The sequence below is a fragment of the Catenibacterium sp. CAG:290 genome, assembly GCF_000437715.1.
GTDB classification, from domain to species: Bacteria; Bacillota_I; Bacilli_A; order Erysipelotrichales; family Coprobacillaceae; genus Catenibacterium; species Catenibacterium mitsuoka_A.
Window position 1 is genome coordinate 1 of the sequence record NZ_FR898792.1, and the last position, 14297, is coordinate 14297.

The window sequence follows — 14297 nt, forward strand, 5'->3', positions numbered from 1 at the left end:
GGCTTGCCCGTGGGAGTAGTCAGATTAAAGAAAAAAGGACTTTTAGAAAGAGTTGGTTCAAGGGAAAAGGGTTATTGGAAGGTTAAACGTTAAATTAAAGGAGGAAAAAAACTTGCTTCATTTGTACTTACCATAGACCTATGAGACAATCTAATTATACTCATTCCATTCATCTGCTTTAATAAACCTTTAATAAAAACAGCTGAATTCTTGACAAAAATTCATAATTTCATATAATTTATTCGAAGGTAGAAATACCTTATCAGTACGGCTCCTACCGCCACAAGAGTAGGGCGTTAAAGTATGGAAGGGAGAAAACCTTCCTTTTATTTTCAATAGAAAAATCCTCTAGGTCATACCTAGAGGATCTTTTTACTTTCCTATACAAAATCTCTTAAACAATTCATCAAGTAAATCTTCTTTAGCCTGTTCACCTAAAATCTCTTTTAAGTTCTCCCAGCTATCATATAAATCAGTCACAATCAAGTCTGTAGGAATACCATCCTCCATTGCCTGAATCGCAACATTTAATGACTGTGAAGCTTTCTCTAATAACTGTACCTGTCTTTGATTCGCAAGTACCTGTGCCTGAGAATTAGTAATAGCGCTAAAGTCAAACTCATCTTTAATATGTTGAATAAGTTCATCTATATGATTCTCTTTAGCACTAATATGAATACCTTCTGTATCAATCACACAACCCTTATCAGACTTATTGATTAATACAATTCTATTTAATCCTTCAGTACGTTCTAATAGTTCCTTATCTTCTGCCTCTATTGGTCTAGAACCATCTAATACAACTAATACTAAATCAGCCTGATCAATCAAAGATAAAGACTTTTTAACACCCATATGTTCAATTTTATCTTCTGTTTCTCTAATACCTGCTGTATCAATCATATTCAATACAATATCATTTAAACGAATAGAACCTTCTACTACATCTCTAGTCGTTCCTGCAATATCCGTTACAATTGCTTTATCTTCTTCTAATAATGCATTCAATAAACTAGACTTACCTACATTAGGTTTACCTACAATGACAGTAGAAATACCATCCTTTATTAAATGCATATTCTTAGATCGATCAAGAATATCATCCATCTTCTTTCTTAAAGATACAGAACCAGGTAACAGCTTTTCAGCTGTTAGTTCTTCTATATCTTCATATTCTGGATAATCAATGTTTACTTCAATCTGAGTAATAATCTTAATCAGGTCTTCTTTTAAGTCTTTAATGAAGTTTGTGATATTTCCCTGTATTCCTTTTAATGCTAGTTTAGCTGCCTGATCATTATTAGCTGTAATTAAATCACTAATCGCTTCTGCCTGGGATAAATCAATACGTCCATTTAAGAATGCACGCTTAGAGAATTCTCCATGCTCAGCCATTCTAGCTCCTTTCTTTAAACATAAAGAAAGAACTTTATTCGTAATAAAAACACCACCATGACAGTTGATTTCTACCATTTCTTCACCAGTAAATGTATGTTGTCCACGATAAATAGAAATAAGTACTTCATCTACTTTCTCTTCACCATCTACAATATACCCATAAGAAATAGTCTGAGACTTCTTATTTAGATTACCCGTAAAGAAGCTCTGAACAAAATCAATACACCCTTTACCTGATATACGAATAATAGAAATAGCGGCTTCTAATCGTGATGTCGCAATAGCACAAATAATATCATCATTCATAATCACACCTCCTTAAGTGTTCTTTTCTTATACTTATAGAACCAAATAAAATTAACCAAACCTTTAATAATACCTGAGAAAGAAATAACCCACCAGATACCATTTAAATGGAATGTATTTAAGATTAATAAAATAGCTGGAATACGTCCTAAAGTGAATATAATGCTGGTGATAGAAGGAGGAATTGTTTCTCCTAATCCACTAAAGGCTCCAGAAATCATTAATTCTAGAATCATAAATGTTTCAGATAGACCTACAATACGTAGATAGTTTTCTCCAATTTGAGTTACCATTAAATCATCAGTAAAGAAGCCATAAATCACATGAGGGAAGAAGACCATCAAGCTTGTACATACAATACCCCATAGTATAGAGAATACCAGCATTGTATGATATCCTTTCTCCACACGATCATACTTACCAGCTCCATAGTTCTGACTAATAAAGGCATTAATAGATGTCTGGAATCCAGTTGCCATACACCAAGAAATATTTTCTACCTGTGTACCTACCTTCTGTGCTGCAACAGCTGCATCTCCAAACTCAGCGACAAAAGCAGCCACTACCATTGAACACACAGAAAATAACATACTCTGTAATCCTAATGGAAAACCAATTCTAAGTATATTCTTATAATAAAACTTTGAATAAACCTTCTTCAATGAAATATGTTTAAGTAATGTATTCTTCTTAAAGTTATGTCTCATAAATAATAGGAATACAGAAACTTGAGCTAATACTGTGGCAAGTGCTGCACCTACAACACCTAGATCACATACAAAGATAAAGAATGGGTCTAAAACAATATTCAATAACAAACCAACACTATTACACTGGAATGGTGTCTGACTATCACCAGAAGCATTTAGGATACCAGTCATAATAATATTTAAGAAGTTAAAGATAATCAAACCACATGTAATACGTAAATAGTTAATAGCCTGATTAATAGTCGCTTGTGATGATAGGCCAAATAAACCAATAAAGAAACTTGAAAATACAACTGTACAGAAAGAGAATAATAGTGCGAATACAATCCCTAACTGAATCGCAGATGAAGCATAATCTGTAGCTGCTTCTTGATTACCTGCACCTAATGAATGTCCTGTTTTAACTTGTCCACCCTGTGTCGCAATCATTGCGAGACCCTGCGATAACCAGCTAAACATACCTGCTACACCAACTGCCGCAATAGAGGAAGCACCAAGTTTTCCAATCCAAAGCATATCAATCAGTGCATAAGCCATTTCTAGAAATGATGTACCAATAATCGGTAGTGTTAATTTTATAAGAAGAGGGACGATACGTCCTTCTAATAAATTCAATTTTTTCATGTACTTCTCCCTTCCTATCCATTCTATCAAAAGAATGTAAAAAAAAGAAGGCAGAGCCTTCTCTTTAATCAACATAATAAATTTCTAGGTAACGGTTTTTACCTTCACCGTGTGACTGTGTTGCAAGATGTGGCATTTCCGCAATCACCTGATGAATTACTTTTCTTTCATCAGCTGGTAAAGGATCTAACTTCATATTGATCTTAGAATGTTGTACTTTCTTACCAAAACGTTTAGCCATTGCAGCAACCTTCTGGTATCTCTGTTCTTTATAGCCATTGATATCTACAGAGATTTCAATACGCTGTTTGAACTGCGTATTGACAGCACTCTTAGTAATGAAGTTTAATGCTCTTAAAATAACACCATTCTTACCAATCACAACTGAATTATTACTTGTTTCTACATTACAGTAGATACGATCATCCTGTTTGAAGACAGTAGTCTGTGTTTCGAAACCTAAAGAACTTAATGTTCTTTCTACGAACTGACCTACATATTCTTCAACCATAGATTCACACCATCCAGCAATAACAACTTTCTTACTGAATAATCCCTTATGAACTTCAACAACTTCATAATGGAATTCTTCTGGTGTAATGCCTAAGTCCTGACAAGCACAATTTAATGCTTCTTCTTCTGTTTTAGCTTCATAAGTATTCATAATGATTACCTAATTACATGAGTGTCTTTCTGATTTTCTTGCTTTTCAATATACTGAATCTGAATAAATACTGTTCTAACTACAGTAATTAAGTTAGTTGTAATCCAATAGAATGACATAGCTGTTGGCATGATTAAACCAAAGTAGATGATCATTAATGTCATTACGATATTCATAGTCTTCATCTGGTTCTGCTGAGCAGAAGGTTTATACTTCTTGTTTCTCTTCAACATTAAGTTGTTGATTTCAATAGCGAAGAACTGAGATAAAGCCATAACTAAAATAACGGCAATATAAATGAATTTACCACTAGTAATCTGAGATAAAGGTGTTAAACCTAAATTCATACCAAATGCCTGTGATGTATACAAGATCTGGATTCTCTGAACAGCACCATACATTGCGAACATGATAGGTAATGTTAAGAAAGTCCATAATGAACCAAACATAGAAACGTTATTTTTCTTGTATAAGTTCATAATTTCATTCTGCATACGCATCTGACTAGTCTGATCATTCTTACCACGATACTTGTTCTGGATTCTTTCCATTTCTGGCTGAAGCATCTGCATCTTCTGTGTAGAAATAGTAGACTTGATCATAAGTGGTAAGATAATCAAGTTGATAAGAATAGTCATTAAGATGACACCCCATAAGACATTACCTGTCCATGAAGTGATTAATAGGATACCCTTTGCGATAGGAATTGTAAGAATAAAATCAAAGATTCCTGCTTTTAGTGACCATGGTGTTGATTCAGTGATAGCACGGCTTGCTAATAAATGACCGCTCTTGTCAACATTACTTGTACACCCTGTAAAAATGAACACTAAAGCAATCACCGCAAAGATCTTTAAGTACTTCTTTGTACGAGGATCTAATACCATTTTTACTTCTCCATTCTTTTTTTCATTTTTAAATATAGATTTTGAAGAGATTTCTTGTTCTGTTCAAAATCATTCTGAGAATAGGGTTTTCTAACAATCAGAATGTAATCATTATGGTCTTCTTTTGTGAACAATTCATGAACCATCATTCTTACTTGTCTCTTAGTCTTGTTTCTGGCAACGGCATTCCCTATTTTCTTACCGACTGATAAACCAATACGCATATGCTCTAGATCATTAGGATTCCAATATAATACAAACTCTCTATTCGCTACGCTTTTTCTTTTCTTTATAATGGTTTCAAATTCAGTACTTTTCTTTACACGTAACTCTTTTTTCATATTTCTTTTAGAAAAAAAACCACATTAAAGTGGATTTTTTTTAGGCAGATAATACTTTTCTTCCTTTTTTACGACGTCTAGCGATAACTTTACGTCCACCTACAGTTGCCATTCTAGCTCTGAAGCCATGAGTCTTAGCTCTTTTTCTTTTATTTGGCTGATATGTTCTTTTCATTCTTTTTACACCTCCAATATGTAGCTACTTTTTTTATACTACATAACATATGCAGTGTCATTATATGGGAAATACTATTTTAAGTCAATATTATTTATAAGAAATTTTGGCTTATATTCAACAGTTTTTGCTTCTTCACAGCTATTTTCCACACTTCATTCCCCATCGGAATTCATTCATTCACATATTGTGTAAAACATTCATTTTTCTTCTATATAACATATTTTTTTATGTGCACAATATTATGAATAAGTGGTGAATAGAGGAAATACTGCACATATATTCACAATTTTACTCATGCAAAGATAATTTTTAGATATTCTCAATATTTGTGAATAAGTGTGAAGAATTCAAAAAATAGTGTTAAGTTCACAATAAAAATGTGAATATCTCGTGAAAAACTATCTGAATAACCTATGAACAACTACTTATTCACTATTTTTTGTGCACATCCATGCTGTGAATAATCAATATTCACTAGTCATTAGTCACATTTTCTTTTATAATGAGGGGTGCAAAGGAAGGTGAATATATGGACAACTTAAAGCAGTTCTGGACAGAAACCCTCAATCGCTATGGAGAAAACAGTGACGATAAGATCGTATTCGACTCAATATTCACCCAGACAGAGGCTAAAGAACTGCAGAACAATGAATTAATTATTACTATAGAATCGGTTTTTAATAAGACCTTTATTGAGGATGCAAGTGAACAGCTTGCAGAATTCTTCTATGAAGTGTCAGGTATTAAAGCCACTATAAAGGTGATGTCAAACCAGGAATATGACAACATGAATAAGGCAAAAGCCCCTGTAGTAGAAGTTAAGGAAGAAGTAGAAGATTTTGATGATCATTTAAGTGCAGATCTTACTTTTGATAACTTCGTTGTGGGTAATTGTAATAGAATTGCTCAAAATGCAGCACTTGCTGTCGCATTAAAACCTGGTACATATAATCCTTTATTCCTTCATAGTAATTCCGGACTTGGAAAAACACATTTGTTGAATGCGATTGGTAACTATGTGAAAAATAAATTTCCAGGTAAACGTATTCTTTATACAAATGCAGAAGCATTTGTGAATGATTATGTAGAAGCTATTGGCAATAATACGATTGCAACTTTTAATCGTCGTTATCGTAGTGTGGATATATTATTGATTGATGATATCCAGTTTATTGCGAATAAAGAGGGAAGTATGGAGATGTTCTTCAATATCTTCAATACTTTACAACATTCAGGAAAACAGATTGTTATTACGAGTGATAAACCTCCTGTAGAGCTAAAAGGGATGGAAAACCGCCTTGTTTCTCGTTTTAGACAGGGGTTAACAGTAACTATTGATAATCCTGAATTTGAAACAGCTAAAGCTATCTTAAAGAAAAAGATTGAATCACGTATGATTGATTATCCTATTGATGAAGAAGTATTAGATTTTATTGCTTCTCATTTCAATAAGGATGTGAGAGACTTAGAAGGTGCTGTGACAACACTTCTATTCTATAAAGTAGTATGTGGACAAAATCTTGATCATATCAGCTTGGATTTTGCTTTAGAAGCATTTGATAATCCTGATAACACAACTACAATTACTAAAAAAGAAGCGACTCCTGACACAATTAAGGAAACAGTGGCTTCTTACTACAATCTATCAGTGACTCAGTTAACGAGTAAATCACGTACAAACAACATTATTACAGCAAGACATATTGCGATGTATCTTGTTAGAGAACTCGTTCCTGATATTTCCTATATCCAGATTGGACAGGAATTTGGAGGAAGAGATCATTCCACAATCATGAAAGCTTGTTCTAAAGTTAAGAAAAAGATGAAACAAGATCCTAACTATAAAACAGCGATCAATGATTTAATGGAACGCTTAAGTTAAGCACATATATGCACAAGTTGTGCACCACTCAAATTGAGTTTTATCTTGTAATTCTCAAACAAATCGCAACTTATGCACATTATGCACAGTATTATTATAATTATTCTTTAATTAATAAAATAAATAAAGGAGAAAAAAATGGATTTTAATATTAATAGACTTGTCTTATTAGATGCACTTACTAAGGTTTCTAGAGCCGTTTCTTTAAAGAGTCCTTTACCTATCTTAACTGGTATTAAGTTTGACTTATTAGAAGATGGTTTAGTACTCACTGCATCTGATAGTGATATCAGTATTCAAACTACAATTAATGAAGGTATTATTATCAACCAGACTGGATCAGTTGTTTTATCTTCTAAGTATATCTTAGAAATTATTCGTAAGATTGATGGTGATACAGTTCATATCCAGGTAGTAGATGGTACTTTAACTCGTATTACTTCTGAAAGTTCTTTATTTGATTTAAATGGTTCTAAGTCTTTTGACTTCCCACGTATTGATTTAAATAAGAATGGTAAACACTTCTCTATGAAGTCTTATGATTTCAAGAAGATTATTGAAAAGACTTTATTTGCAACAAGTGAACAGGAAACTAGACCAGTACTTACTGGTGTAAATTTCAAAGTAGATCAGCATCAACTTGTATGTATTGCGACTGATAGTTATCGTTTAGCTCAAGTAAGCATGCCAATTGAAGATGATATTCAGTTTAATATTGTTATTCCTAAGAAATCTTTAAATCAGATTATTCACATTATTGAAAAAGATGAAATGATTGATCTTTATGTATCTGATCGTAAAGTATTATTTGTAATTGGTCAGTATCTTGTATTAACTCGTTTAATTGATGGTACTTATCCTAATACATCACGTTTAGTAGAAGATCAGGGTTCTTATACTATGTCTATCAATAGTTCAGCATTACTTGGTGCTATCAGCCGTGCTTCTTTACTATCTGATGAACAGAGTAATATTGTAAAACTAACAATGTCTCCTGATGAGAATGTTCTTTCTTCTTATTCACAGGAAATCGGTTCAGTAGAAGAAAACCTAACAAAAGCATTCTATAAAGGTGAACCAATGACTATTTCATTTAGCGCAAAGTATTTAGCTGATGCGATCCGTTCTATTGGTACAGAAACTATTCAGCTACGCTTTACTGAAAAGATGAGACCTTTCCAGATTACTGGTTTAGATGTAAATGATAACATCCAGGTTGTTCTTCCAGTAAGAACTTACTAGGTAAAATAAAGGGTCTATTCTCTTATTTGGGTAAAATTTGGCTTGTAATTGAAATTTGTAGGAAAATGAAGTTTATCTCTCCCTTGAAAAAAGGGGCTATAAACTTCTTTTTTTTATGTTTTTGTGCTATAATGTAGAAAGCAAAATTAGCGCAAAGGATGTGTGATGAAATGAAAGAAGTCTTAATACATACTGAATATATTACTTTAGGTCAGGCTATGAAATTATGTGGAGAAGCACAAAGTGGCATTGAAGCTAAGATTATGATTCAGGAAGGTCATGTTCTTGTAAATGGAGAAGTAGACCGTAGACGTGGTAAGAAATTAAGAGATGGTGATGTGTTTGAAGTAGATCGTCGCCAGTATGTAATCCATGGAAATCAAAACGCTTAATCTGATTCAATTTCGTAATTATGAAAAGCAGACCTTTCATTTTCATCCACTGGTTAATATTATCATTGGGGATAATGCACAGGGTAAAACGAATATACTTGAAGCTATTTATCTCTTGTCTACTACAAGAAGCTTTAAGTCCCGTATGCTTGATGAATTGATCATGTTTGATCAGTCTTATACACGTGTGTCAGGTCATGTTGTAAATGGTACACGTCCATATGATTTAAAGGTTGTCGTGTCTAAAGAAGGCAAGAAGGCTTTTATTAATGATAAGGCTGTGAGTAAGACAAGTGATTATCTGGGTTATTTTAATGTGATCTTATTTACTCCTCAGGATCTACAATTGATTAAAGGATCTCCTAAAATGAGACGTACTTTGATAGATACTGAGATTTCTAAGATTTCACCAATCTATATGTTTAACTTGAATAAATATAATAAGTTGATGAAGGAAAGAAATAAGTACTTAAAGATGCTTCATGATGGACATAAGGAACCTGATATGTATCTAGAAGTACTGAGTGAAGAGATGGCAGAATTAGAAGAAGATCTGATTCAAAGACGTATGAAGTTCATAGAGTTGTTGAATGAGATCAGTGGGCAGATGTATGCTTATATTTCTGGTAAAGAAAAGCTTGTTTTGAGATATCATACGCAGTTCAAGGATATTTCAAAAGAGGGTATTCTTGATAAATATAAAAAGAATTATAAGCGAGATATATTCCAAGGGAATACTGTAGATGGTATTCATAAGGATGATTTAAAAATCTTTTTAGATGAGAATGATGCGGGTATGTTTGCATCCCAGGGGCAGCAGCGATCTATCATCTTATCGATAAAGATTGCGTTAGTAGAAATAGTGAAGATGCAGATAGGTGAGTATCCTGTCTTGTTGCTAGATGATGTATTGAGTGAGTTAGATGAAGAGAGAAAGATGAAACTTTTGAATCTGATTGATCATAAGGTACAAACATTTATTACAACAACGCATTTTGATTTAGGTTATCATCATTCACTAGATGATGCTTTGGTTTTAAGAATAGAGAAAGGAACGTTGAAGGAGGATAAGTAAATGGAACAAAAAGTAGAACATTATGATGAATCCGATATTCAAGTCTTAGAAGGGCTAGAAGCCGTTAGAAAGAGACCTGGTATGTATATCGGGACAACGTCTGCAAGAGGTTTACATCATCTTGTATGGGAAATAGTGGATAACTCTATCGATGAAGCACTCGCAGGCTTCTGTAATAAGATCAGAGTTGTATTATTACCAGGTGATGTTGTAAAAGTCATTGATAATGGTCGTGGTATGCCTACTGGTATGAATGTGAAGACAGGTAAGAATACAATTGAAACTATTTTTACTGTATTACATGCCGGTGGTAAATTCGGAGGAGGAGGCTATAAGGTCTCTGGTGGTCTACATGGTGTAGGTGCCTCTGTTGTAAATGCCTTGAGTGAATGGTTAGAAGTTTATGTTCACCGTGAAGGACATATTTACTATCAACGTTTTGAAAATGGTGGAACACCTGTTGGTTCTTTAAAGGTTGTAGGAGATTGTGATCAGGAAGAAACAGGAACAACCGTTATATTTAAAGCTGATCCTGATATCTTCACTGAAACAACAGTTTATGATTATGGTGTATTAAGTCAAAGATTAAGAGAACTTGCTTTCTTAAATAAAGGCTTAAAGCTTGTATTAGAGGATGAAAGATTAGATCCTGCAAAAGTAGATGAATATCACTATGAAGGTGGTTTAAGAGAGTATGTGGCTTTCTTAAATAAGAATAAGACACCATTACATGATCGTATTATTGATTGTGAAGATACAATGAATGATATTTCCGTGGAAATAGCTATGCAGTACAATGATGGTTATCAGCCAAATATCTATTCATTCTGTAATAATATCAATACACACGAAGGTGGAACACATGAAGAAGGTTTCCGCTTAGCTTTAACACGTGTTATTAATAACTATGCAAAAAGTCATAACTTCTTAAAGGATAAAGATGATTCTTTAAGTGGTGATGACTGTCGTGAAGGTTTAACTGCGATTGTATCAGTTAAGCACCCTGATCCTCAGTATGAAGGACAGACAAAGACTAAATTAGGTAATGCAGAAGTAAGAAAGATTGTATCTACTATTCTTGCGAATGCATTAGATAAATTCTTATTAGAAAATCCTGATACTGCAAAGATTATCATGGATAAAGTCACATTGGCTTCTAAGGCGAGAATGGCAGCGAAGCGTGCAAGAGAAATGACTCGAAGAAAGACAGCTTTAGATGTCTCTAATCTTCCTGGTAAGCTTGCAGACTGTTCTTCTAAGGATCCAAGTGAATGTGAAATCTTCATCGTCGAAGGGGACTCTGCCGGAGGTAGTGCGAAATCTGGTAGAGATAGAAAGATTCAGGCTATTCTTCCTTTAAGAGGTAAGATCTTGAATGTTGAAAAAGCACGTTTAGAAAGAATTCTTGGTAATGCGGAAATTAGATCTATGATTACCGCATTTGGTACTGGTATTGGTGATGAGTTTGATATCAATAAACTACGTTATCATAAGATTGTCATTATGACCGATGCCGATGTCGATGGTGGTCATATTAGAATCTTAATGCTTACTTTCTTATATCGTTATTTAAAACCTTTAATTGAGAATGGTTATGTTTATGCCGCTCAGCCACCTCTTTATTTATTAAGACATGGTAAGGATGATCATTATTTATATAGTGATTATGAGTTAGATAAACTAAAAGAAGAACTTGGTCCTAACGCGAAATATACAATTCAGCGTTACAAAGGGCTAGGTGAAATGAATCCAGAACAGTTATGGGAAACAACTATGAATCCTGAAAATCGTGTATTAAACAGAATTCAGTTAGATGATGCAATGCAGGCTGATCAGCTATTTGATATGTTGATGGGTGAACGTGTTGAACCTAGAAGAGATTTCATTAGAGAAAATGCGAAGTATGTAGAAAATCTTGATATTTAAGGAAGGAGATAGTCATGGAACAAAGAGGTATTAAAGATATACAGTTAACAGGTGAAATGAAGAAATCATTCATGGAATATGCGATGAGTGTTATTGTGGCTAGAGCTCTTCCTGATGCGAAAGATGGTTTAAAGCCAGTACAGAGACGTATTATTCATGGTATGAATGAATTAGGCTGTTATAGTGATAAGCCTTATAAGAAGTCTGCCCGTATTGTTGGGGAAGTAATGGGGAAATATCACCCACATGGTGATAGTTCTATTTATGAAGCCCTTGTACGTATGGCACAGGATTTCTCATATAGATATATGTTAGTCGATGGACATGGTAACTTTGGTTCTATTGATGGTGATGGCGCTGCCGCAATGCGTTATACAGAATCAAGAATGTCTAAGATTGCGATGGAAATGGTGAGAGATATCAACAAGGATACTGTTGATTTTGTCCCTAACTATGATGGTGAAGAAAAGGAACCTAATGTGCTTCCTTCTCGTATTCCAAACTTATTGATTAATGGGTCTACTGGTATTGCGGTAGGTATGGCAACTAATATTCCTTCACATAACTTAGGTGAAGTGATTGATGCGATTCTCGCTGTTTCTAAGAACCCTGATATTACAATTACAGAGTTGATGGATAATTATATCCCTGGTCCTGATTTCCCTACAGGTGCTTATATTTTAGGCCGTGGGGCTATTAAGAAAGCGTATGAGACAGGGAATGGTTTGATTGTCATGAGAGCAAAGACTGATATTGAAGATATCGGTAGTAATAAAAAAGCAATCATTGTCACTGAATTACCATATATGGTCAATAAGGCACGTTTAATTGAAAAGATTGCGGCTCATGTCAAAGAAAAGAATATCGATGGTATTACAGAATTAAGAGATGAATCTGACCGTGAAGGTATTCGTATTGTTATTGAGTTAAGAAGAGATGTACAGCCAGAAGTTATTTTAAATCAGTTATACAAGTTAACTGCATTACAGACTACTTTTGGTGTCAACAATATTGCCTTAGTCAATGGTGAACCTAAGACATTGTCTTTAAAAGAAATGATTAATGTTTACTTAGAACATCAGGAAGATGTGATTCGTAGAAGAACATTATTTGATTTAAAGAAGGCAGAAGATCGTGCACATATCTTAGATGGTTTAAAGCGTGCCATTGATCAGATTGATGCGATTATTAATTTAATTAGAAGTTCTCGTACAACAGAAATCATTCAGCAGAGGTTAATGGATGAATTTGATATGTCTGAAAGACAGGCAAAGGCTATCCGTGAAATGCAGTTACAAAGACTAGCTGGATTGGAAAGAGAAAAGATTGAGAATGAATTAAATACATTATTAGAAACAATTGCAGATTTAAAGGATATTCTTGCAAATAAAGAAAGAATTATTGCGATTATTGATCAGGAACTTCTTGAAATCAAAGCAAAGTATGGTGATAAGAGAAGAACTGAAATCATTCAGGGTTCATTTGATATTGAAGATGAAGATTTAATTCCTGAAGAAGATGTAGTTATTTCTTTAACTAATAATGGTTATGTAAAACGTATGCCTATTGATACTTATAAAGCTCAAAATAGAGGTGGTAAAGGTATCAAGGGTATGAGTACAAATAATGATGATGTTGTAGACTCATTAATGAATATGTCTACTCATGATGATTTATTGATTTTTACTAACTTTGGTAAGGTATATCGAATGAAGGGATATAATATTCCTGAATTTGGTAGACAGGCAAAGGGTCTTCCTATTATCAACTTATTGAATATGGATAAGGATGAACAGGTAAAGACTATGATCTCTATTACACCTTCTGAAGTAGATGAATCACATTTCTTATTCTTTGTGACTAAGGATGGTTTAGTCAAGAGAACTGGATTACCTGAATTCGAAAATATCAGACAGTCTGGTAAACTTGCACTCACATTACGTGAGGGTGATGAATTAGTTGACGTTAAGTTAACTAATGGTAAGAGTGAAATTCTTCTTGCAGCAGCTAATGGTAAGGCTATTCGTTTTGATGAAAATGATGTGAGACCAATGGGACGTTCTGCAAGTGGTGTTAAGGGTATGAATGTAGATGATAGTCATATTATTGGTGTGACTACAAATACTGAAGGACAAAATATCTTAATCATTACTGAAAAGGGTTATGGTAAGATGTCACCACTCGAAGAATATCGTTTATCTAAACGTGGTGGTAAAGGTGTTAAGACTGTTAATATTACTGAGAAGAATGGTGAATTAGTCAGCATTAAAGCTGTAGAAGGCAATGAAGACTTAATGATCATTACGAATGAAGGTATTATTATCAGATTACCAATGGAACAGGTAAAGAGTGCTGGAAGAGCTACACAGGGTGTAAGACTTATTAAAGTAGGTGAAGGTGCTTCTGTTTCAAGTATTACAGTAGTAGATAAAGAATCTGAAGAAGAAACGACTGAAGAATAGAAGTTGTCACATGACAACTTCTTTTTTTCATATTATAATTAATCCTCAAAGAGGGGAGAGTAAGTATGTTAGATTTACAGGTAGAAATATTTATTTTAGTTGGAATAGGCTATCTTATTTCTAAACTAGGATTATTTAATAAACAGACACGTAAACAGGTCACTGATTTAGTATTAAACATTGTATTACCTGTGGCTACCGCCAAGAGTT

Annotated in this window: 12 protein-coding genes; 6 read left to right on the forward strand and 6 right to left on the reverse strand. The window is 33.7% G+C overall.

Annotated features, from left to right (window positions below):
• Positions 1–372: 372 nt before the first annotated feature.
• The 6 genes from mnmE to rpmH all read right to left on the reverse strand — a co-directional run bounded on the left by mnmE (position 373) and on the right by rpmH (position 5105).
• A complete protein-coding gene (gene mnmE, locus QVO42_RS03400; RefSeq protein ID WP_022424775.1) occupies positions 373–1704 on the reverse strand; it encodes a tRNA uridine-5-carboxymethylaminomethyl(34) synthesis GTPase MnmE in 1332 nt (443 codons plus the stop codon).
• A gap of 2 nt (positions 1705–1706) precedes the next feature.
• On the reverse strand, positions 1707–3038 hold the full coding sequence (locus QVO42_RS03405) for an MATE family efflux transporter (RefSeq protein ID WP_022424776.1): 1332 nt from the start codon (positions 3036–3038) through the stop codon (positions 1707–1709).
• Positions 3039–3102: 64 nt separating this feature from the next.
• Positions 3103–3702, reverse strand: coding sequence for a Jag family protein (locus tag QVO42_RS03410; RefSeq protein WP_022424777.1), 600 nt, complete (start codon positions 3700–3702; stop codon positions 3103–3105).
• Positions 3703–3707: 5 nt separating this feature from the next.
• Entirely contained in the window at positions 3708–4589 is an 882-nt protein-coding gene (locus tag QVO42_RS03415) for a YidC/Oxa1 family membrane protein insertase (RefSeq protein WP_022424778.1), read from the reverse strand.
• A gap of 2 nt (positions 4590–4591) precedes the next feature.
• Positions 4592–4930, reverse strand: coding sequence for a ribonuclease P protein component (rnpA, locus tag QVO42_RS03420; RefSeq protein WP_006504671.1), 339 nt, complete (start codon positions 4928–4930; stop codon positions 4592–4594).
• 40 nt (positions 4931–4970) lie between these two features.
• Positions 4971–5105, reverse strand: a complete 135-nt coding sequence (gene rpmH, locus QVO42_RS03425) for a 50S ribosomal protein L34 (protein WP_006504672.1) — start codon at positions 5103–5105, stop codon at positions 4971–4973.
• A gap of 532 nt (positions 5106–5637) precedes the next feature.
• Between rpmH and dnaA the strand changes: the two genes are divergently transcribed.
• The 6 genes from dnaA to gyrA all read left to right on the forward strand — a co-directional run bounded on the left by dnaA (position 5638) and on the right by gyrA (position 14087).
• Positions 5638–6990, forward strand: a complete 1353-nt coding sequence (gene dnaA, locus QVO42_RS03430) for a chromosomal replication initiator protein DnaA (protein ID WP_022424779.1) — start codon at positions 5638–5640, stop codon at positions 6988–6990.
• Positions 6991–7128: 138 nt separating this feature from the next.
• On the forward strand, positions 7129–8232 hold the full coding sequence (gene dnaN, locus QVO42_RS03435) for a DNA polymerase III subunit beta (protein WP_022424780.1): 1104 nt from the start codon (positions 7129–7131) through the stop codon (positions 8230–8232).
• Positions 8233–8402: 170 nt separating this feature from the next.
• Positions 8403–8624 carry an RNA-binding S4 domain-containing protein gene (locus QVO42_RS03440; RefSeq protein ID WP_022424781.1) on the forward strand — a complete coding sequence of 74 codons (222 nt, stop codon included), beginning with the start codon at positions 8403–8405 and terminating at the stop codon, positions 8622–8624.
• The gene (recF, locus tag QVO42_RS03445) at positions 8605–9699 is read left to right on the forward strand and encodes a DNA replication/repair protein RecF (protein WP_022424782.1); all 1095 of its coding nucleotides are present in this window, start codon (positions 8605–8607) and stop codon (positions 9697–9699) included. Before QVO42_RS03440 ends, recF begins: the two co-directional genes overlap by 20 nt.
• Entirely contained in the window at positions 9700–11625 is a 1926-nt protein-coding gene (gyrB, locus tag QVO42_RS03450) for a DNA topoisomerase (ATP-hydrolyzing) subunit B (protein WP_022424783.1), read from the forward strand. It abuts the gene before it with no gap.
• A gap of 14 nt (positions 11626–11639) precedes the next feature.
• The gene (gene gyrA, locus QVO42_RS03455) at positions 11640–14087 is read left to right on the forward strand and encodes a DNA gyrase subunit A (RefSeq protein WP_022424784.1); all 2448 of its coding nucleotides are present in this window, start codon (positions 11640–11642) and stop codon (positions 14085–14087) included.
• Positions 14088–14297: the final 210 nt, after the last annotated feature.

Excerpts from the sequence above, each read along its gene's own strand:
- QVO42_RS03440 (WP_022424781.1), top strand. The coding sequence starts at position 8,403 with ATGAAAGAAGTCTTAATACATACTGAATATATTACTTTAGGTCAGGCT.
- mnmE (WP_022424775.1), bottom strand. The coding sequence starts at position 1,704 with ATGAATGATGATATTATTTGTGCTATTGCGACATCACGATTAGAAGCC.
- QVO42_RS03405 (WP_022424776.1), bottom strand. The coding sequence starts at position 3,038 with ATGAAAAAATTGAATTTATTAGAAGGACGTATCGTCCCTCTTCTTATA.
- gyrB (WP_022424783.1), top strand. The coding sequence starts at position 9,700 with ATGGAACAAAAAGTAGAACATTATGATGAATCCGATATTCAAGTCTTA.
- rnpA (WP_006504671.1), bottom strand. The coding sequence starts at position 4,930 with ATGAAAAAAGAGTTACGTGTAAAGAAAAGTACTGAATTTGAAACCATT.
- dnaN (WP_022424780.1), top strand. The coding sequence starts at position 7,129 with ATGGATTTTAATATTAATAGACTTGTCTTATTAGATGCACTTACTAAG.
- QVO42_RS03415 (WP_022424778.1), bottom strand. The coding sequence starts at position 4,589 with ATGGTATTAGATCCTCGTACAAAGAAGTACTTAAAGATCTTTGCGGTG.
- recF (WP_022424782.1), top strand. The coding sequence starts at position 8,605 with ATGGAAATCAAAACGCTTAATCTGATTCAATTTCGTAATTATGAAAAG.
- gyrA (WP_022424784.1), top strand. The coding sequence starts at position 11,640 with ATGGAACAAAGAGGTATTAAAGATATACAGTTAACAGGTGAAATGAAG.
- rpmH (WP_006504672.1), bottom strand. The coding sequence starts at position 5,105 with ATGAAAAGAACATATCAGCCAAATAAAAGAAAAAGAGCTAAGACTCAT.
- QVO42_RS03410 (WP_022424777.1), bottom strand. The coding sequence starts at position 3,702 with ATGAATACTTATGAAGCTAAAACAGAAGAAGAAGCATTAAATTGTGCT.
- dnaA (WP_022424779.1), top strand. The coding sequence starts at position 5,638 with ATGGACAACTTAAAGCAGTTCTGGACAGAAACCCTCAATCGCTATGGA.